Source organism: Janthinobacterium sp. GW460-12-1-14-LB5, assembly GCF_059423585.1.
Genome location: NZ_JBWKYD010000021.1, coordinates 36,249 through 56,684 on the forward strand (window position 1 = coordinate 36,249; position 20,436 = coordinate 56,684).

The 20,436-nt window shown below is 64.1% G+C and carries 18 protein-coding genes; 4 read left to right on the top strand and 14 right to left on the bottom strand.

Going from position 1 to position 20,436, the window contains the following annotated elements:
* Position 1: 1 nt before the first annotated feature.
* From AC07X6_RS20930 to AC07X6_RS20940, 3 genes are all read right to left on the bottom strand, one after another.
* Positions 2-3,109 carry a heparinase II/III domain-containing protein gene (locus tag AC07X6_RS20930; protein ID WP_494792233.1) on the bottom strand — a complete coding sequence of 1,036 codons (3,108 nt, stop codon included), beginning with the start codon at positions 3,107-3,109 and terminating at the stop codon, positions 2-4.
* Positions 3,110-3,363: 254 nt separating this feature from the next.
* Entirely contained in the window at positions 3,364-3,852 is a 489-nt protein-coding gene (locus AC07X6_RS20935; protein WP_494792234.1) for a tetratricopeptide repeat protein, read from the bottom strand.
* On the bottom strand, positions 3,849-5,882 hold the full coding sequence (locus AC07X6_RS20940) for a bifunctional 2',3'-cyclic-nucleotide 2'-phosphodiesterase/3'-nucleotidase (RefSeq protein WP_494792235.1): 2,034 nt from the start codon (positions 5,880-5,882) through the stop codon (positions 3,849-3,851). Before AC07X6_RS20940 ends, AC07X6_RS20935 begins: the two co-directional genes overlap by 4 nt.
* Between AC07X6_RS20940 and AC07X6_RS20945 the strand changes: the two genes are divergently transcribed.
* The 4 genes from AC07X6_RS20945 to lysS all read left to right on the top strand — a co-directional run bounded on the left by AC07X6_RS20945 (position 5,881) and on the right by lysS (position 9,441).
* Positions 5,881-6,168, top strand: a complete 288-nt coding sequence (locus AC07X6_RS20945) for a hypothetical protein (protein ID WP_230539647.1) — start codon at positions 5,881-5,883, stop codon at positions 6,166-6,168. The two genes, AC07X6_RS20940 and AC07X6_RS20945, sit on opposite strands and share 2 nt — an antisense overlap.
* A protein-coding gene (prfB, locus tag AC07X6_RS20950) for a peptide chain release factor 2 (protein WP_139143151.1) occupies positions 6,085-7,189 on the top strand; the annotation gives its coding sequence in 2 pieces (ribosomal slippage) (positions 6,085-6,165 and positions 6,167-7,189; 1,104 coding nt in all). The genes AC07X6_RS20945 and prfB overlap by 84 nt, the downstream gene beginning before the upstream one ends.
* Before the next feature lie 2 nt (positions 7,190-7,191).
* Positions 7,192-7,893: an HAD family hydrolase gene (locus AC07X6_RS20955; RefSeq protein WP_494792236.1), complete on the top strand. Its 702-nt coding sequence runs from the start codon at positions 7,192-7,194 to the stop codon at positions 7,891-7,893.
* An 18-nt stretch (positions 7,894-7,911) separates the two neighbouring features.
* The gene (gene lysS / locus AC07X6_RS20960) at positions 7,912-9,441 is read left to right on the top strand and encodes a lysine--tRNA ligase (protein ID WP_077405689.1); all 1,530 of its coding nucleotides are present in this window, start codon (positions 7,912-7,914) and stop codon (positions 9,439-9,441) included.
* 72 nt (positions 9,442-9,513) lie between these two features.
* On the opposite strand, the gene AC07X6_RS20965 is transcribed toward lysS, so the two are convergent.
* The 11 genes from AC07X6_RS20965 to ppnN form a co-directional block, all read right to left on the bottom strand.
* The gene (locus tag AC07X6_RS20965; RefSeq protein ID WP_494792237.1) at positions 9,514-10,515 is read right to left on the bottom strand and encodes a Gfo/Idh/MocA family protein; all 1,002 of its coding nucleotides are present in this window, start codon (positions 10,513-10,515) and stop codon (positions 9,514-9,516) included.
* Positions 10,516-10,527: 12 nt separating this feature from the next.
* A complete protein-coding gene (locus AC07X6_RS20970; protein ID WP_494792238.1) occupies positions 10,528-11,550 on the bottom strand; it encodes a porin in 1,023 nt (340 codons plus the stop codon).
* Positions 11,551-11,585: 35 nt separating this feature from the next.
* Positions 11,586-12,545, bottom strand: coding sequence for a 2-hydroxyacid dehydrogenase (locus AC07X6_RS20975; RefSeq protein WP_494792239.1), 960 nt, complete (start codon positions 12,543-12,545; stop codon positions 11,586-11,588).
* Between the two features lie 19 nt (positions 12,546-12,564).
* Positions 12,565-13,524, bottom strand: coding sequence for a sugar kinase (locus AC07X6_RS20980; protein ID WP_494792283.1), 960 nt, complete (start codon positions 13,522-13,524; stop codon positions 12,565-12,567).
* 11 nt (positions 13,525-13,535) lie between these two features.
* Positions 13,536-14,282 carry a sugar phosphate isomerase/epimerase family protein gene (locus AC07X6_RS20985; RefSeq protein WP_494792240.1) on the bottom strand — a complete coding sequence of 249 codons (747 nt, stop codon included), beginning with the start codon at positions 14,280-14,282 and terminating at the stop codon, positions 13,536-13,538.
* Entirely contained in the window at positions 14,279-15,013 is a 735-nt protein-coding gene (locus AC07X6_RS20990) for an amino acid ABC transporter ATP-binding protein (protein ID WP_034755389.1), read from the bottom strand. The genes AC07X6_RS20985 and AC07X6_RS20990 overlap by 4 nt, the downstream gene beginning before the upstream one ends.
* Entirely contained in the window at positions 15,000-15,650 is a 651-nt protein-coding gene (locus AC07X6_RS20995) for an amino acid ABC transporter permease (RefSeq protein ID WP_230539494.1), read from the bottom strand. Before AC07X6_RS20995 ends, AC07X6_RS20990 begins: the two co-directional genes overlap by 14 nt.
* A 1-nt stretch (position 15,651) precedes the next feature.
* The gene (locus AC07X6_RS21000) at positions 15,652-16,344 is read right to left on the bottom strand and encodes an amino acid ABC transporter permease (protein WP_076571138.1); all 693 of its coding nucleotides are present in this window, start codon (positions 16,342-16,344) and stop codon (positions 15,652-15,654) included.
* Positions 16,345-16,434: 90 nt separating this feature from the next.
* The gene (locus tag AC07X6_RS21005; protein WP_494792241.1) at positions 16,435-17,241 is read right to left on the bottom strand and encodes a transporter substrate-binding domain-containing protein; all 807 of its coding nucleotides are present in this window, start codon (positions 17,239-17,241) and stop codon (positions 16,435-16,437) included.
* A gap of 203 nt (positions 17,242-17,444) precedes the next feature.
* Positions 17,445-18,515: a LacI family DNA-binding transcriptional regulator gene (locus AC07X6_RS21010; RefSeq protein ID WP_494792242.1), complete on the bottom strand. Its 1,071-nt coding sequence runs from the start codon at positions 18,513-18,515 to the stop codon at positions 17,445-17,447.
* 201 nt (positions 18,516-18,716) lie between these two features.
* On the bottom strand, positions 18,717-20,087 hold the full coding sequence (gene ppnN / locus AC07X6_RS21015; protein WP_034782951.1) for a nucleotide 5'-monophosphate nucleosidase PpnN: 1,371 nt from the start codon (positions 20,085-20,087) through the stop codon (positions 18,717-18,719).
* Positions 20,088-20,436 lie beyond the last annotated feature (349 nt).

The following is a 20,436-nucleotide window of genomic DNA, read 5'->3' on the forward strand; positions in this document are numbered from 1 at the left end:
CTTACTCGATGCTGAGCACGCCCTGGTCCGAACTCTGATGCGTCCCGGCGCCATCGGCCGCTTCGGCCAGGCTCCAGGCGTAGCCGCCGGCCGCCGGCGCCGACGTCAACGCGTAGTGCGCGCCCGGTTTCAGTCCGGTAGCCAGGATGGCGCCGCCGGCCTGGGTCGAGACCCAGTCCATGCGGGCGGCGGGCGCCACTTCGCGGTTGAACAAGGCGTGCAACTGCCCGCCCAGCAGCAGTGCCTCCGTGTTGGCTGCCGCCGGCAGGCGTATCGCGCTCGGCGCAGCGGCCGGCCCCGTGCCGCCGTCATTGTCGGCAACGGCCAGCACATGCAGGAAGTACTCGGGCGCGTTCAGGGCGGGCGCCGCGGGCGCCGCCACTTCCAGGCGCCAGGCGCCGATATCGCTGGTCCACGATTGCTGCTTGCTGACCAGCGGCGTCTGATTGCGCCACAGATAACTGCCATCGGCCTGGCGCCGGCGCACGGTGAAGCGGCAATCGGCGCCGTTGGCGGCAACGGCGCCCGTTTCGAGATCGGTCTGCGCACAGCCATTGCCCCCCTCCTGCGCACCGCCCACCTTGCGCACGCTGGCATTGAGCGGCAGGATCGTCTGCGCCGTCAGCATGCCGCCGCCATTGCGAATGGTGACGATGCGCTCCTGGCCCGCGTTGTAGCCCAGCTGGTACTGGCCATTGCCCAGCGCCGTCACGCCCGGCGCGCCCGATACGGGATCATTTGCAGTGTGCAGCAGGAAGGTCGCCGGCAAGGCCTGCTTGCTGCGCACGCTGTCGAAGACGACAGTGACCGGCTTGCCCCAGAACGATGGCGAGCGCAGGAACAGCACATTGCGCACGAAACCGTTGGCCATATCGAGCTTGCTGGACGCATAGGCCTTGCTTGCATTGCCGCTGGTGTAGGTGTACTGCGGCGTATTTTCGTAACGGATGATGCCGTCGAGCGCATTCGGGCCCGCAGGGCTGATTTCCTCGATCGTCGGATAGCCCTGTCTCGGCGCATAGAACCATTGGCCGCCGTCATTGCTGAATTCCCTGTCTCCGCGCGTGAACCGCTCGTTCTTGTCGAATATCAGCAGCGTATTGTGGGCAATGCTGCGCGTGTAGTAGTTCCACCAGTGGTTGCTGCCATATTCTTCATACAAGCCCGTGTCGAGCAGCAGCGGCGCCTTGTAATTGAGCGAAAAACTGTTCTGGTCGAAGTGCTGGTGATTTTCCGCGATAAAGGAAGTCGATTTGAATTCCAGCAGCGTGGCATTCGCATAGTCCCAGGTATCGCGCATCAGCACCTGGCCCGACGTCCTGAAATGGCGCGACAGTTCCAGCGATTCCAGCGGCGCCGCCGGCAGTTGAACGGGCCACAGCAGCCGTTCCAGTATCAGGGCATCGTGCGCGCTGCGCGACGCCACGACATGCTCGCGATAAAACTTCCCGGCCACGCCATCGGCCGTATCCGTCACCGCGCCCAGCGCCAGCTGTCCGATCAATGTGCTGCCGAGCGGCGTCGTGAAATTGTCGCCGCTGGCGGGAAAGCTGCCGTCATGGCGCAAGCCGTAGATATACGGATAAATCAGCCTGGCTTGCCAATCGGCCTGCAACAGGGGCGCCGCCCCCGTACTTTCCAGCGCGCTGCGCCACAGGAGCAGGCGCTCGGGAATGCTCGATACGCCATAGGCAAAGCCCATATGGTGGCCGCCGTCGACCGAAATCAGGGCGCGTGCCGCAAGAAAGCCCTTTTCGTAGTGCGCATACGATGTTTCAATCATCGGCAACACTTCCGGATGCTCGTCGACGATGGCCAGCAAGCCGACGGTGACATTATTGACGGCGCTGAACGGGTGGCCGCTGATATAGAAACCGGCGATGGACGGCTTCGATTCGCTGCGGTCCCAATGTTCATACACGGGCTTCTTCTTACAATCAAAACTGGTGCTGGTGATATATAACTGCTGATAGCCGCACATCGAGACAAACAGATTCTCGTGCCCCTTGCCCGTATCGGCGGCGATCGTTTCCTTGATTCGCTGCGCCGTCAGGTCGCGGTAGGTGCCGAAACCCACGGCGTCGGGCACGGCGCGCGCGCCCGTTTCGGCAAACAGCCAGTCGTACAGGATGCCCATGGCGCCCACCCGTCCGCCCGACGACCACTCGCCGCCGGCCACGGCGGGCGTCACCAGCAGCTTGTCGAGGTAATTCAGGGCGCCATCCAGATATTTCGCATTGCCCGTCAGGCGGTAGGCCATGGCCAGCATCTGCGCAGTTTCATAAATCGTGCCGCGGCTGCCGGTAGCCACGTTGCACACGTCCGGCACGCCGCTGGCAGGGGGAATCAGCGGACAGGCCTGAAGCGTGGCCACCCGTCCGTCGACACGCTCCATGAAGCCGTACCAGGCCTTATTGAGCAAAGCATCCATCGCCGGTGCCTGCCACAATTCATGGCCAGCGCCATCGAGCAAACGGAAATTGCGCATGGTTTCATTGCGCCGCATGCCTATCCTGCTGATCTGCCCATCCGCCTTCCATTCCATCGGTGGCGTGGCGCCGGTGCCGTCGACCGTTCTCCAGCCCATGGGCACGGCAACGCCATTGACTCTCAAGTCAATTTTATGGGTCTGGCTATTCCATGACAACTGGATGTTCGACCAGACATCGGGTTTTAAATCGATCCTGGCGACAGACAGATACTGGGCCAGTCCATTGACCTGGAAGCCGACCTGAAAACCGAGGCTTTCCCCCGCCGCACCGGCCGGGCTATCGTAGGAATCGACGTGGCGGATAAAAAAGCCGTTGCGGCTCGGACTGAATTCGCCAAAAACCGGCTGGTTGACGCTATCGAGCGCATCCTTGCGCCCGGCGAACAGCTCCAGGCTGATGCTGCCGCCTGCGGCGGGAAACGCGGCCGGCAGATTCGGCAATTGCGGTTTCAGCGCATCGAAACTGGCTTGATTCAGGAATAGCCGCGGATGGCCCTGCTTGATGGGCGCTGGCAATTGCGCCATCGCGGAAGAGGCAAGCAGGCAAAACATGCCCAGCACGGCATGCGCCATTTTCCTCGGCAAGAACGGCACACCGCTGTGGCGATGGCGAAACATTGTTTTCTGTTGGCGAATCATTTGACTTTGCACACGGGCTCCCGGAATCAACCAGTTAATAAAAAAACCATATGGCGAATACTGCCATACAATTTTTCAAAAAAGCCAATAATGACCATCAAATAACAAATTATTGAAAGAAAATATAAGCAGTAGGAATTACCACGAAGAATTAATATTTCCGATCAAAAACAAACAATTCCTTCAACACATTCCAATTGCACCAGGCCTGCCCCAGGCAGCCGGCCATGCCTTCAAGGCTCGGGCGGACGGTGCCCCATCGCATGCGTGGCCATCTTCAGGTACAGGAACGATTGCTCCTCGCTGTGCGCGTAGCCCATCTGCCCTTCGGCCAGGGCCACGGATTTCTGCTGCAGCGCTTCCGGGTAGTCCAGGTCGCAGGCGGCGTCGAGCCAGTAGCGCGCCCGGGCTTCGTCGGTATCCTGCAGCATGTTCGCCACGATGAACATGGCCGGCGCCACGCCCCGTTGCGCGGCCAGTTCCAGCCAGCGCAGCGCGGCGGCGCCGTCCTGCGGCCCGCCCATGCCGTTCTTGTGCATCAGGCCCAGGTAATACGCGGCGGGACCGCTGCCCTGCCCCGCCTCCCGTTCGAACAGGATGCGCGCCTGCGGCTGGGCCGCGGCTCCCGCGCGCATCAAGGTCTTGGCCTGGGCCGTGAGATCCTGCCCTGCCGCCGCCAGCGGCGATACGGCCAGGGCGACGACGCACAACCAGGCCTTCATTTCGACAGGTCCACTTGATACAGCGCAAAGCCCTTGCCGGCGCCATCATCAGGCTTCAGCTGCGTCACGTTGCCGATGCCGGCCGCCCTGGCCAGCTCGATCACGCCCGGCGCCGAGTGGAACACTACCGGACCTTTCGTGGCAACCCTGGCGAATCGCCAGCTGCGCGCCGCGCCGTTTTTCGCCCGCGTCAGGTTTTTTTCTTGCGTCACATAGGCGATCAGCAGTTCGCGGTTGTTGTCGGGCGAGGCCACCACCGTCTTGCTGCCGTCGAGGCCAGGGAAATTGCCGCCGCCGCTGGCGCGGTAGTTATTCGTCGCGATGAGGAACTCCTGGCTGGAATCCACGGGCTTGCCCTTGTAGGTGAGCCCCTGGATGCGCCGGCCCGGCGGCTGCGTGACGTCGATCTGGTAGCGCACGGCGGCGCTGGTGATCGTGTCGAAGTTGTAACTCGGGTGGGCCGTGTTGACCAGTTCCTGCGCTTCCAGCTTGTTCGGGTCGATGGTGTTGAAGCGCCGCGCCGACTGCTCCAGCCAGGCTTTCAGCTCCGCGCCATTCATCTTCACGCCGTACAGCGCGTTCGGATACAGATACAGGTCGGCCGCGTTATTGAGCGCCACGTTGCCCGCCTTGACGTCCGTGTAGTCGGATACGCCCGCCGAGCCGCTCTTGAACGGCGACGACATCGACAGCACGGGCAAGTGCGCGTACTGCGGCAGGTTCGCCTTCACATACGCGGCCAGATAGCCCGATTGCGCCTGGTTTACCACTTCGATGGCACTCACGTCGCCCACGTCGGCGAAATACGTCGACATGCGGAAATCCGTGGCGCCGACCGGTGTCTGTACATAGGCGATGGTGGCCGCGTGCTCCTCGGCCACCAGTGCGGCGATGGCGGGATCGGGAGTGACATAACTCTTGTCCGCGTTCTGGATGCCGCGCGCTTCCACCGTGGTGGCGCTCTTGTCGACCACCCACCGCTTGCCGTCATGGCGCAGGCGCAAGCCGATCACGCCCAGGTGCTTGCCCCACAAATTGGCCATCACGGTGGGCACGCCGTTGACCAAGCCACGGGCCTTGTCGACGCCGGGCAGATTAAACTGCGGCACCGTGCTGGCCGCGTTCGGGAACAGCTGGTGCGAGTGGCCGATCAGCATGGCGTCCACGCCCGGCACTTGCGACAGGTAGTAATTGCCGTTTTCCATGGTCGGCGAATACGGGCTGTCATCGAGACCGCCGTGCGAAATGGCCACCACCAGCTCGGCGCCTTTCGCGCGCATCTCGGGAATGAATTTTTCCGCCGTCTCGCGCACGCCCTGCGTGTAGACGCGCCCTTCCAGCCAGCGCTTGTCCCAGGCCATGATGGTGGGCGGCGCGAAGCTGATGATGCCCACCTTCACGCTGCTGGTCACCGGTTTTCCGTCGGGACCGGTGGCCGTGATCTGCTTGTCGATGATGTGATATGGCGCAAACAGGGGCTTGCCCGTCCTGGCGCTGTAGACGTTGGCCAGCACTTGCGGGAATGCGGGGCCGGCGCAGCGCGGTTTGCCGGCATCGACGCTGTCGACGTCGAAGCGGTTGCCCGTCACCTGGCTCAAAAACGCCAGGCCGTAGTTGAATTCATGGTTGCCGATGCCGCCGCCGTCCACTTTCAGCAAGTTCATGGCCTTGTAGATGGCCAGGGTCTGGTCGCAGGCCAGCGGTTTCACGAGGGCCTGGTAGTCGGCCAGGGCCGTGCCCTGGATGGTGTCGCCGTTGTCGAGCAGCAGATTGTTCGGAAATTGCGCGCGCGCCTGGGCGATCAGCGCCGCCGTGCGTTCCAGGCCGATCGACGGCTCCGCCTGCAGCTTGTAGTAATCATAACTGAGCACGTTCGCGTGCAAGTCCGTCGTCTCCAGCAGGGCCAGGGTGGCGCTGCTGCCGGCCGGCGCGGCCGATGGCGCCGGGGCGGATCCCGTGGCGGCGGGCGGCAAGGCGCCGCAGCCGGCCAGCAGCAGCGGTAACAGGGCGAGACGGGGAAGTTGAAGCATGATGTATTCCTGTGGAAAGACAATATCGCCAGCATCATACGCAGCACGCCAGCCATCTTCAAGGCAAAAATATTGTCGCAAATACAGCAAAATCGGCATTTTATTGCCCCGCGCGGCGGCAATTGCGCCGCGGCGGCAGCGGAAACGCGCCGCGCTCGCGTATAATTCAAGGTTTGATTTCACCATAGAAGACCAGAACATTATGGAAGCCGAACGCATCAATATCATCTCCGCCCTGCTCAACGACCTGACGGTCCGCGAAGCCGAACTTCGGAGGTATCTTTGACTTCACTGTCAAGTCGGAGAAACTAGAGCAAGTCAACGAAGAGCTGGAAGACCCCACCGTCTGGAACGATCCCAAGCGCGCCCAGGACCTCGGCAAGGAGAAGAAGGCGCTGGAAGCCATCGTCTTCACCCTGGCCAAGGCCGATGCCGACCTGCGCGACACCCGCGACCTGTTCGACATGGCCCGCGAAGAAGGCGACGACGAGACGCTCGAAGCGATCGAGCAGGACGTGCAGGAAATCCGCAAGGTCATCGAAAGCATGGAATTCCGCCGGATGTTCAACAATCCGATGGACCCGAACAACTGCTTCATCGACATCCAGGCCGGCGCCGGCGGCACGGAAGCCCAGGACTGGGCTTCGATGCTGCTGCGCCAGTACCTGCGCTATTGCGAACGCAAGGGTTTTAAAGTTGAAATCCTCGAGCAGTCCGACGGCGAGGTCGCCGGCATCAAGACGGCCACTTTGAAGGTCGAGGGCGATCACGCCTACGGCTTCCTGCGCACGGAAACGGGCGTGCACCGCCTGGTGCGCAAGTCGCCATTCGACTCGGCCAACGGCCGCCATACGTCGTTTACGTCGCTGTTCGTGTATCCGGAAGTCGACGATTCGATCGAGATCGACGTCAACCCGGCCGATATCCGCGTCGATACCTACCGCGCGTCGGGCGCCGGCGGTCAGCACATCAACAAGACCGACTCCGCCGTCCGCATGACCCACGCGCCGACCGGCATCGTGGTGCAGTGCCAGAACGACCGTTCGCAGCACCGCAACCGCGCCGAAGCGATGGAAATGCTGAAAGCGAAACTGTACGAGCATGAACTGCGCAAACGCATGAGCGAACAGCAAAAGCTGGAAGACTCGAAAACGGACGTGGGCTGGGGGCACCAGATCCGCTCCTACGTGCTGGACCAGTCCCGCATCAAGGACTTGCGCACCGGTTTCGAGACGGGCAATACCAAGGGCGTGCTCGATGGCGACATCGACGACTTCATCTCCGCCTCGCTCAAGCAAGGCGTGTAAGGATGAACGCATCCGCTCCGGCACTGGCAAAGCAGGCCTTCCTGTTCGACATGGATGGCACGATCGTCGACAACATGGCCTTCCACACGACATCGTGGCTGGCGTTCTTTGAACGCCACGGCCATGCGCTGGACGCGGACGCCTTTTTCCGCGACACGGCGGGACGGCAGGGGCACGAAATCATCGCCAAGTACCTGGGCGAGGATGCCGACCACGCCACCCTGCTGGCGGAAAAGGAAGTCGTCTACCGCGAACTGTATGGCCCGCACCTGGCGACAGTGCTTGGCTTCGACCGGCTGATCGCCAGCGCGCGCCAGGCTGGCGTCGGGCTGGTGGTGGGCACGGCCGCGCCGGACGAGAATATCGCATTCACGCTCGACGGCCTGGACCTGCGCCACCGCTTCGACGCCATCGTCGGCGCCGCCGACGTGGAACGGGGCAAGCCGCACCCGGACGTTTTCCTGAAAGGCGCGCTGCTGGCCGGCGCGCTGCCGCAAGACTGCATCGTCTTCGAAGACGCGCCCCTGGGCGTGGAAGCGGCGCGCCGCGCCGGCATGCGCGTCGTGGTGCTCACCACCACCCTGCCGGCCGAGGCGTTTGCCGGCTTCGACAACATCATTGCCATCGTGCCGGATTTCTCCGCACTCGACGTCGACGCACTGTTTGCCAGCGTGGCGCCAGCGCTGGCGCCACATCATCAATAATCACCAACGAAGAACACCATGACTACGGATATCCAAGAACAAGCCGCCGCCCCCGATGAAAACAAGATCATCGCCGAGCGCCGCGTCAAGCTGGCAGCACTGCGCGAACAAGGCGTCGCCTTCCCGAACGATTTCCGCCCCGAGCACAAGGCGGCCGACCTGCACGCGCAATACGGCGGCAAGACGCGCGAAGAGCTGGAAGCCGAACCTGTCACCGTGGTGCTGGCCGGCCGCATGATGCTCAAGCGCGAAGCCGGCAAGAAAGCCGCTTTCGCCACCTTGCAAGACGCTTCCGGCCCGAAGGCCGACGGCCGCATCCAGATCTACGCCACCCTCGACCTGACGGGCGAAGCGGCCATGGCCGCCCTGCACCACTATGACCTGGGCGATATCCTGGGCGTGACGGGCACCCTGTTCAAGACCAAGACGGACGAGCTGACCATCAAGGTCACGGAACTGCGCCTGATCACCAAGTCGCTGCGCCCGCTGCCGGACAAATTCCACGGCCTGGCCGACCAGGAAACCAAGTACCGCCAGCGCTACGTCGACCTGATCATGAACGAAGAGACGCGCCGCACCTTCAAGGCGCGTACCGCCGCCATCTCGTCGATCCGCCGCTTCATGGAAAAGAACGAGTTCATGGAAGTGGAAACGCCGATGCTGCACACGATTCCGGGCGGCGCCGCGGCCAAGCCGTTCATCACGCACCACAATGCGCTCGACATGCAGATGTTCCTGCGCATCGCGCCCGAGCTGTACCTGAAGCGCCTGGTGGTGGGCGGCTTCGACCGCGTGTTCGAAATCAACCGCAACTTCCGCAACGAAGGCGTGTCGATCCGTCACAACCCTGAATTCACGATGATGGAATTCTACGCGGCCTACACCGACTACAAATGGCTGATGGATTTCACGGAAGCCGTCATCCGCCAGGCCGCCATCGACGCGCACGGCACCGCCACCCTGACCTACGGCGGCCGCGAGCTGGACCTGGCAAAGCCGTTCCACCGCCTGACCATCGTCGAAGCGATCAACAAGTACGCTCCAGGCTACACCGCCGGGCAGTTGAACGATGCCGAATTCATCAAGGAAGAGCTGAAAAAATTCGGCGTCAAGCCGTTTGCCACGGCCGGCCTGGGCGCGCTGCAACTGGCGCTGTTCGAAGAGACGGCTGAAGCGCAGCTGTGGGAACCGACCTACATCATCGACTATCCCGTCGAAGTGTCGCCACTGGCGCGCGCTTCCGACACGGTGGCCGGCATCACCGAACGCTTCGAGCTGTTCATGGTGGGCCGCGAAATCGCCAACGGCTTCTCCGAGTTGAACGACGCGGAAGACCAGTCGGCCCGCTTCCTGGCGCAAGTCGCCGCCAAGGACGCCGGTGATGAAGAGGCGATGTTCTACGACGCCGACTACATCCGCGCGCTGGAATACGGCATGCCGCCAGCCGGCGGCTGCGGCATCGGCATCGACCGTTTGATGATGATCATCACGGATTCGCCGAACATCCGCGACGTCCTGCTGTTCCCTCACCTGCGCCGCGAAGAATAATCACGGACGCCAGCCGATAAAAAGCCGCCTGATTTTGCGATCAGGCGGCTTTTTTACTTGTGCGGCATGCCGTCAGCCGGCCAGGGTCACGCGCTGGTGGCTGCGGCTGGCCTGCTGCGCCGCCAATGCCGCCGCCAGCGCGCGCATGCCGTCGTCGCCGGTGGCGGCCGGCTGCCCTTCGCCGCGCATGGCGCGCTGGAAGGCGCGCACCGAGCGCACGTACAGGTTTTCATGCTCGACGGGGATGTCGACGCTGCCGCCGTCGCGCGTCAGGCTGATGCTGCCGACGGGGCGCTGCGTCATCACGCCGGTGGCGAAGATGGTGCCCTTGCTGCCGATGATTTCCACGCCGGACAGCGAATACGGCGCATTGAACGCGTCGTGCACCTGCACCAAAGTGCCGTTATCGAACTCGATGACGGCCATCAGGCCCTCTTCCAGCCCGGCCACCGTCATGCCGCCGCTGGTGGCGCAGGCCGTGACGTGGCGCGGCTCCGAGTCCAGCAGGAAGCGCAGGGTGTCGACGTCGTGCACGAACATGTCGAGCGTGACGCCGCCCGACTCCGGCGCGTCCAGGCGCCAGCCGCGCAGGTGCTGCGGCAGGTTGTTCGCGTGCAGCACGCGGCAATACAGGGGCTGGCCGATCTCGCCCGCGCGTATCAGCTCGCGCACCTTGCCGTGGCTGGCGGCGTTGCGCAGGTGATGGTTAATCCCCAGCACCACGCCCGCTTCGGCGCAGCCGTCGACCATGCGGCGGGCATCCTCCAGGTTCAGCGCCAGCGGTTTTTCGCACAGCACGTGCTTGCCCGCGCGCGCCGCCTGCAAGGTCTGCGCCATGTGCCATTCGTTGGTGGTGCTGATGTACACGGCATCCGCGCCCGGATGCGCCAGCGCCGCATCGAGGTCCGTGTAGCTGGCGGCGATGCCGAACTGCCCGGCAAAGGCGGCGCCGCGCACAGCATCCCTGCTGACCACGGCCAGCACTTCGGCATCGCCCTGCTGGCGGATCGCGTCGACCATCCATTCGCGCGCCACGGTGCTGGCGCCGACCAAAATCCATCCGGTTTTCTTCATTCGAATCTCCAGTTAAAAAGTGTGGCGCAGGCCCAGGTTCCAGGCCTGGTTGCCGGTGCCGTTGTCGGTGGCGTTGCCCACCAGGTAGGCGGCGCCATTGCGGTTGTCGATGTGGGCATAGGCCGCATACAAGGTGCTGCGCTTCGACAGCGCATAGGTGTAGCCGATACCGAGCTGGCTGGCGTCGCCGTTGGCGGCGCGCCGGTCGTCGCGCCGCACGTACGAGAACAGGACGCGGTGCGGGCCAAAAGGCACGGTGGCGCCCAGCATCAGGTCCGCGCTGTCGACCGTGGTGGCGGCGCCCGCCGTGCTCTTGCTGACGGCGACGGCACCATGCGCCTTGAGCACGCCGAAGTCCCAGGTGGCGCCCAGCACCGTGTTTCTCGCCGTCCCCGCCACCAGCGCGCTTGACAGGGTGTTGGCGTCCTGGTGCGCCATGCGCACATACAGCGGCCCGCTGGCATAGGTGGCCGCCGCGCCCATGTAGCGCCTGGCAGAAGCGTCGCCCGGCACTTCGCCAAAGCCGTACGCCAGTTCGCCGGACAGTCCCCCGCGCACGGGCGAGCTGTAGGTGATGCTGTTGTCGACGCGGCTGATGTAGCCGGCCGTGAAGACGTTGCTCATCCTGCCCGCAAAACCCAGGTAAAACGGGTCCAGCGCCCCCAGGCTGCTATCGATGAAGGTGTACTGGCGGCCCAGCCGCAAGGTGCCCGCCGCGCCGGCGAGGCCGACGAAGGCCTGGCGCCCGAACAGCAGGCCGCCCTGGGCCGAAGCGCCCGTGTCGGCCAGGATGCCCGCATCCATCGTAAAGATCGCCGTCATGCCGCCGCCCAGGTCTTCGCTGCCCTTGAAACCCAGGCGCGAACCGTTGGCGATGCCGCTGGTCAGCTTGAGCACCCTGCCCCCGGGGCCGCCGCTCTCGGACACCACGCCCAGGTCCGCGATGCCGTACATGGCCACGTTCGACTGCGCCGAGCACAGGCCGCCGCAGGCGCCCGCGCCGATGATCATTGCCCTTGCTACCTTGTTCTTCATTTCTTTCCCTGTCTGTCTTTTTATGGATACTGTTCTTAGCTGACCAGGTGGCGCGGACGCTCGCCGCGCAAGCCGGCCAGCAGGTTGTCCACGGCCTGCTGCGCCATGGCGTAGCGCGTTTCGTGCGTGGCCGAGCCGATGTGCGGCAGCGCCACCACGTTGGCCATGCCCGGCAGCGGATTGTCCGGCGCCAGCGGTTCGCGCTCGAACACGTCGAGACCGGCGCCGTGGATGGTGCCCTGCTGCAGCGCCTCGATCAGCGCCGCCTCGTCGACGATGCGCCCGCGCGACCCGTTGATGAAGATGGCGCCGGGGCGCATCAGCGCGAATTCGCGCCGGCCCATCATGCGCTCCGTCTGCGCCGTCAGCGGCAGCACCACGCAGACGAAGTCGGAGCCGGCCAGCAGCTCGTCGAGTGCCACCTGGCGCGCGCCCAGCGCCGCTTCCACTTCCGGCACGGCTTCGCCGTTCACGTACAGCACCTGCATGCCGAAGCCCAGCGCGGCGCGGCGGGCGACGGCGCGGCCGATGCGGCCCATGCCCAGCATGCCGATGGTCTTGCCGTGCACGTTGACGCCATACTGGCTTTCGCCCACGCTGCGCGTCCAGCGTCCGGCCTTGACGAATTCGGCCAGTTCGACGACCCTCCGCGCGCTGGCGAGGATCAGCGCGAAGATCGTGTCGGCCGTCGTTTCCGTCAGCACGTCCGGCGTATTGGCCAGCAAAATGCCCCGTTCGCGCAAATAATCGACGTCGAACTGGTCGACGCCCACCGAAATGGTGGAAATGATGCGCAGGTCAGCGGCCGGATCCAGCAGTTCGCGGTCCAGGCGCACGCTGGCGCCCAGCAAACCATGCGCGCCGCGGATGGCGGCGGCAAACGCGGCGCGGTTGCCTGCGTCGATCGCCTCGAAATACGTCACCTCGCATTCGGCGCGCAGGCGCGCCAGCAGCGGTTCGGCCAGCTTTTTATACACAAGCACATGTTTTTTCACGAGTTTTCCCCTGTTCGGTTCAAGATTGGCCCAGCGCGTCGAGCTGGGCGCGGGTCGGCAAGCCTTCCATGTCGCCAGCCACCTGGATGGCGAAGGCGCCGACCCGGTTGGCGCGCCGTACCGCCTGCGCCAGCGGCAAGCCTTCCAGCAAGGCGCTGACCAGGCCGGCCGCGAAGCCGTCGCCGGCGCCCACCGTGTCGACCACGTGGGCCACGGGCTCGCCCGGCACCATGCCGCTGTCGCCATCGGCCGTGCGGTAATAGGCGCCCTCGGCACCCAGCTTGATGACCACCAGGCGCGCGCCCCGCTGCAGGTAAAAGCCGGCGATGTCGTGCGGCAGGTCGTGGCCGGTGAGGATTTTTCCCTCCCCCAGGCCGGGCAGCACCCAGTCGGCCCTCGCGGCGAGGCGGTTGATCTGTTCCACCATGACGGCTTGCGACGGCCACAGCGAGGGCCGCAGGTTCGGATCGAACGACACGGTGCGTCCATGCTCGCGCATGAAATCGATGGCCTGGCTGGCGAACGCCAGGCTGGTGGCGGACAGCGCCGCCGCCACGCCCGTGGCGTGCAGGTGGCGCGCCGACAGGAAATAGGCGGGGTCGAAGTGCTCGGGCGCCAGCCGGCTGGCGGCGGACCCCTTGCGGAAGTATTCGACCAGCGGATCGGCGCCGTTTTCGGCCCGGGCCTTGAGCTGGAAGGCGCTGGTCTGGCCGGCGACGGCGACGACGCGGCTGCAATCGACGCCCTCGGCCTGCACGCTGGCGCGGATGAAGCGGCCAAAGGAATCGTCGCCCACGCGGCTCAGCCAGCCGACTTTCAAGCCCAGGCGCGCCAGGCCGATGGCGACGTTCGTCTCGGCGCCGGCCAGGCGGCGCGTGAAATGCGCCACGGCCGCCAGGTCGCCCGTTTCCTCGGCCACGAACATCGCCATCGCTTCGCCATAGGTAACGACGTCGAGCGCATGCGCTCCATGCATCATTTCGTGTTCCCTCATGCGGCCTCCAGCATCTGGATGTAGCGGCCCGTTTCGGCCACTAGGTCTGCGCCCTCGAGCGGGAATTCGATGGCCCGCTGCACGCCCGGCGCAAAGTGCGCGAAGACGGCGCGCCAGGCCGGATCGGCGTCGGAGACGGCGCAGGCGGACAGCCGGCCTCCGTCATCGAGAACGGCCTTGCAATGCACATAGCGCACGTACGGCGCCAGCAGGCGCGCCGCCTGCTGCGCATCCTCGCCCACCCAGCGCCAGTTGCCGATGTCGAAGGTCAGCCCCACCGGCAGCCCGATTTCGCGCGCCGCCGCCAGGAAGCGCGCCATCGGCGCCAGCGCCCCGCCATGGGCCGTCTGGTCGTTTTCCACCAGCAGCGCCACGGGCGCGGCCGCCAGCCGGGCGCTCAAGGCGTGCAAGTCCGGCGCGGCCGGGTAATGGCCCAGCGACACCTTCAGGTAGCGCGCGCCCAGGCGCGCCGCCTCGTCCAGCATCTGCTGCAGCAGCGCATGCCGCAGCAGCCCGTCCGCGTCCCACAATTCGATGGGCGTGGAATACACGGAATACAGGCCGCGCGCGGCCACCGCCGCGCCCATGCGCGCCAGGTCCGGCAAGTCGGAAGTAAACAGCTCGCGGCGGATCTCGATGCCGGCGCCGCCCGCATCGGCCACCACGTCGATGAAATGGCTTTGCCCCAGCTGCCTTACCCTGCTTGCGCCATAGGCCGACGCCGCCACCAGCACGGGGCTCATTTGATCGCTCCCGCGCCGACGAACTGGCGCGCTTCGGGCGTTTGCGGGTTGCTGAAGAACGCTTCCGACGGCCCGCTTTCCCACACCAATCCCTGGTGCATGAAGACGGTGACGTCGGCCATGCGCCGCGCGAACTCCATCTCGTGCGTCACCAGCAGCATCGTCATGCCCGCCTGCGCCAGCTCTTCCATCACCTTCAGCACTTCCTGCGTCAGTTCCGGGTCGAGCGCCGACGTCACTTCGTCGAACAGCATCACCTGCGGCTCCATCGCCAGCGAACGGGCGATGGCCACGCGCTGCTGCTGGCCGCCCGACAGCTGCTCGGGATAGGCTTCGCGCTTGTGATCGAGGCCCACCTGCTTGAGCACGCGCAATGCCGTGGCGCGGCCCTGGGCGTCGGGCACTTTCTTGACGATGCGCGGCGCCAGCATGACGTTTTCTTCCACGGTCAGGTGGGGGAACAGGTTGTAGCTCTGGAAGACCATGCCGACGTCCTTGCGCAAGTCGAGCAGGTGCTCCTGGCGCGCCGTCAGCGTATGGCCGGCGACGACAATGCTGCCGCTGTCGATGGTTTCCAGGCCATTGATACAGCGCAACATGGTGCTCTTGCCGGAACCGCTGCGGCCGATCACGGCGATCACCTGGCCCCGCTCGACGGCGAACGACACGCCCTTGAGCACGTGGTTGGCGCCGAAGCTCTTGCTGATATTGTCGATTTCAACGATGGGCATGGAATTTCCTTTCCAGTGAATGGCTGTAGCGCGACAGCGGATAGCACAGCGCGAAGTAGATCAGGGCGACGATGGGGAAGACGATGAACGGCAGGAAGGTCGCATTGCTGACCAGTTGCCCTGCCCGCGTCAGTTCCACCACGCCGATGATCGAGGTGATCGAAGTGTTCTTGATGATCTGCACCATGAAACCCACGGTCGGCGGCAGCGAATGGCGCAGCGCCTGCGGCAGGATGACGTAGCGCAGCTGCTGGTAGCGGTTCAGCGCCAGCGCGGCCGATGCTTCCCACTGCTGCCGCTGCACGCCTTCGATGCAGCCGCGCCAGATCTCGCCCAGGTAGGCGCTGGCAAAGATCGTCATCGCCGCGCCTGCCGCGATAATCGGCGACAGCTTGTAGCCGAACAGGGCCAGCCCGTAATAGGTCAAGAACAGCACGATCAGCACGGGCGTGCCCTGCACCAGCTGGATGTACAGGGCGCTGATGCAGCGCAGGAGCGGGCTGCGCGCCGTGCGCAGCAGCGCCACCGCAAAGCCGGCGATGCCGCCCGTGATAAAGACGAGCAGCGACAGGCCGATGGTCCAGCGCGTGGCCTCGAGCAGGAATTGCAGGTTATCCCAGGAAAAATCACTGATCATGTCAAGCTCCCATGCGCGCCGCGCCCAGACGGCGGCGGCGTTTAAAGACGATCTGGCCCAGCACCCAGAAGCCGAAGCGGAACAGCAGGGCCAGCAGGATGTACAGCACCATCACGACGATGTAGATCTCGAAGCTGCGGAAGGTTTCCGCGTCGAGCAGGTGGGCGGCGGCGGTCAGCTCCTCGGCGGAAATGGCCGACACGACGCTTGAAGCGAGCATCATCAAGGTGAACTGGCTGGCCAGCGCCGGATAGACTTTTTCCAGCGCCGGCAGCAGCACCACGTGGCGCATCACCTGCCAGCGCGTCATGCCCAGCGCCTGCGCCGCCTCCAGCTGCGACGGATGCACGGCGCCTATGCCGGCGCGCACGATTTCCGCCGCGTAGGCGCCCAGGTTGACCGTCATGGCGACGAGCGCCGCGCCGTTGGCATCGAGCTGCAAACCCAGCGACGGCAAGCCGAAGTAGATGATGAACAGCTGCACCAGGAACGGCGTGCTGCGGATGACCTCGACATACGCGCGCACCACGGCGCGGGCATAGGCGGGACCGTTCTTCAGGATGACGGCGGCGCACACGCCCACCGCCAGTCCCAGCACCATCGCCAGGGCGCTCAGGCGTATCGTCAGCGCCGCGCCCCACAACAGGCGGTCCAGCGATTGCATGACGAGTTCGAAATGAAATTCATACGGCATACTCAACTCCTTGTCTGCGTGCGCATCCCCGGCCGCGCCACCATGGCGGCGCGCCGTGCGGACGGGCACTTTCCTATGCGGCTGGCGGTATCAGAAGGTCGGCAGTGCCGGCAGCGGCGCGCCGCTCCACTTGCGCGCGATGGCGTCGAGTTCGCCGTTCAGCTTGACGTAGTAGATGAAGTTGTTGAGCCACTGGTGCAGCTCGAAGTCGCCGCGGCGCACCGCCATCGAATTCGGTTGCAGCGAGTAGGCGAAGCGGACCTCGATCTTGCCCGCGCCGCGCGTCTTGATGATGTCGAGCGCCATCGTGCTGGGAATCGAGACGGCGTCGACCTGTTTGCTGAGCAAGGCCTGGGTGACGGTGGCGTCATCCTCGAAACGCACGATATTGGTGCCGGCCGGGGCCATGCGGCTCAGCGCCGTGTCGTTCGTGGTGCCGCGCGTCACGCCCACCTTCTTGCCCTTCAAGTCGGCCAGGGCCTTGAATTTGCCGCCCACCGGCGCGACGATGGCCAGTTCGAACGCGCTGTAGGGCATGGTGAACATCAGGGTCTTGGCCCGTTCCGGCGTGGGCGCCAGGGTCGCCACGAGGAAATCGACCTTGCCCGACTCCAGCGACGGCACGCGCGACGGCGCCGTCAGGGGCACCACTTCCACGGGCAGGTTCAGGTATTTGCCGATCAGGTTGGCGACGTCGACGTCATAGCCGACGGGCGCGCCCTTGGCGTCGATGCTGCCGAACGGCGGCGTGCCGCTGACCACGCCGATGGTCAGCTTGCCTTTCTTGATCAGGTCGCCAAGCGTCTGGGCGCCGGCATCGGCCGCCGCACCGAGGGCAAACGTTGCTGCCAGTGCACATGCCAGTGCTTTCGAATAGAACAGTGTCGTCATCTTCATGTTTCCGTCTCCTGTGATCCCGGTACCGGCCTCGTCGAGGCACTTCCGGGAATATTGTCAAATGGACGATTCAGATCGTCTCTTGCCGTGTAGTACCAACTTCCTGCCATTGCCCTGCCTGACTCCCCCTTTTCCGTATGAACACACTTTATGAAACCGGTTCCATAACTTATCCAAAAAAAAGGGCAAGGCCCTTTTTCCCGTCAAGCGCCGCCGCCCTTGTCCGCTTTCCCGCCCTGGGTGGAATTGCGCACAATCAACTTACCCGGCAACAACACCTCGCGCGGCGGGCATTGCTCGCCCTGCAGGCGGGACAGCATGCACGTCATCGCCGTAAAGCCGATTTCATAGGTCTGCTGCTCGATCGTGCTCAGGCCCGCCAGCGGCGACCACGGCAATTCGTCAAAGCCCAGCAAGCCCACGTCCTGCGGCATGCGCAATTCGAGGCGCTGCAGCATCAGCGCCAGTTCCAGCGCCACCATGCCGTTCGAGGCCAGCAGCGCCACGCGGCGGCCGCGCCACTGCGCCAGGCATTGCCGCACCTGCGCGTCGATGGCAGGCCGGTCATCCAGGTCCACCGCCAGCACTTCGCCCACGCAGCCCGGATGCTCGGCCATCACGGCCTGGAAACCTTCGGCGCGCATCAGCCGCGAGCTGACGCCCGTCAAGGGCGGCGCAATGAAGGCGATGGCATCGAAACCCTGTTCGATCAGATGCGCGGTGGCCAGCCGGCCCGCCTGCACATTGTCCAGGCCCACCAGATCGAAATCGGCGCCCTCGATGCGGCGGTCGACCAGCACGATGGGCATGTCCGCCTGCTGCAAGTCGGACGATTCGATGTTGCGCCCCTGCGTGTTGACGATCAGCCCTTCCACGCTGTACGAACGCAGCGCGGCCAGCGACTGGCGTTCGCGCTGTTCGTCATTGCCGGTATTGCATAAAATCAAGGTATAGCCATGTTGCTGGCAAGCCGCTTCCACGCCTTGCAGCACGGCCACCGTGTAGGGATTGAGCATGTCGGCCACGACCATGCCGATCAGGCGCGTGCGTCCGCGCTTGAGGCCGCGCGCCATCTGGTTCGGCTGGTAGCCGAGGCGCGCGATGGTGCTGGTGATCTGCTGGCGGATGTTTTCCGACAAAGCGTCCAGTTCGCCGCCGAGAAAGCGCGACACGCTCGTCTTCGACACGCCCGCCTCGCGCGCCACCTGGGCGATGGTCACGGGCCGGGCCGGTTCGCCGGAGACTGTTTTTTTACTGCCGCGTACTGAATCCAAGGGTGCTCTCCACTACCTGTTAATCTGCATATTCTTATTTTGGAACCGGTTCCAAAGATAGCACCCACGCATCGATGACGCAAGCGATTTGATTGCCTGTGGCGGCGAAGGAACACGCTGGGGGCATGGATGGGAACGCGGATGAAAAAACGCCGCCCGCCCCTTGCAAACGCGGGAGCGGGCGGCGCGATGGTGTCAAGACTACTGGACCACGGTATAGCAAGGCACGTAGGCCGTGCCCGCCAGCTTCATGCGGTGCTGCGCCACGAACGAGGCCAGCAGCGCATCCATGGGGCCGGCGATGGATTTGTCGCCGTGGATCTCGAAGTTGCCATGTTCCTCGATCGAGCGGATGCCGTCATCCTTGACGTTGCCCGCCACCACGCCCGAGAACGCGCGGCGCAGCTGGGCCGCCAGCAAGTGCGTGGGCTGGTTCTTGTGCAGGCTCAGGTTGCGCATGTTTTCATGCGTGGGCTGGAACGGCTTCTGGAACTCGTGGTCGATTTTCAGCAGCCAATTGAAATAATACGCGTCGCTGTGCGCCTTGCGGAATTCGCGCACCTGGCGTATGCCTTCGAGCATTTCGCGCGCCACCAGTTCCGGGTCGTCGATGATGATTTTATAGCGCTGCTGCGCTTCCGGGCCCAGGGTGTCGCTGATGAACTGGTTGATCTGCACGAAGTACTCGCGCGACGTTTCCGGTCCCGTGAAAATCAGCGGGAAGGGAATCTCGGCATTGTCCGGGTGCAACAAAATACCGAGGATATACAGGATCTCTTCGGCCGTGCCGGCGCCGCCGGGGAAGACGACGATGCCGTGGCCGGCGCGCACGAACGCTTCCAGGCGCTTTTCGATGTCCGGCATGATGACCAGGTCATTGACGATGGGGTTCGGCGACTCGGCCGCGATGATGCCCGGCTCGGTGATGCCCAGATAGCGGCCATTGTGCAGGCGCTGCTTGGCGTGGCCGATGGTGGCGCCCTTCATGGGGCCCTTCATGGCGCCCGGGCCGCAGCCGGTGCAGATGTCGAGGCCGCGCAAGCCCAGCTGGTAGCCCACTTCCTTCGAATAATTGTATTCGGCGCGGTTGATCGAGTGGCCGCCCCAGCACACGACCAGGTTCGGGTTGAGCTGGGTTTGCAGCACGTTGGCGTTGCGCAGGATGTGGAAGACGGCGTCCGTCACGCCTTCCGTGCTCTGCAGGTCGAATTTCGGGTTGCCCGTCACTTCATCGCTGACGAAGATGATGTCGCGCAGCACGGCAAACAGGTGCTCGTGGATGCCCTTGATCATCTTGCCGTCGACAAAGGCGATGGCCGGCGCGCCCTTGATGTCGAGCTTGATGCCGCGCTCGCGCTGGATGATGGAAATCTCGAAGGATTGATATCGCTCAAGCAAGGCACGGCCATCGTCGATGGTGCTGCCGCAATTCAAGACCGCCAGCGCGCAGCGGCGGAAAGTGTTGTACAGGCCGCCCTGGCTGGTGTCGAGTAGTTTATTGACTTCAGTCTTGGAGAGCACGTCCAGGCGGCCTTCCGGTGAAACCAGAGTATCGATAACGTCGTGTTCCATAATGCGAAAAATCCTTTAAAAATCGATGCTCGAAGGTGTTGCAGCCTCAAAATGTGTTGCAGCCTCAATATACGACAAGTCGGGCAAGTTGTGCTGTGGTGCCGCAAAATCGCCGGAGAGGAGCTTTGCCTGAAACCGGTTTGACCAATATGAAACAGTCATTCTTGCTAATGCGAATCGAAATCTTCGCTCAGCGCAATTTGTAGATTAGAATGCCAGCCTATTGGAATTCCCGAGCGTACGGTTCTTCATGAGAGTCCCCGCCGCCCGCAGGCTTCCATAAGTTTGTTTTATCGATTGACTATAATAATTTTTCAGGAGGAACCGCATGAGCGGTGCGACTACGCCC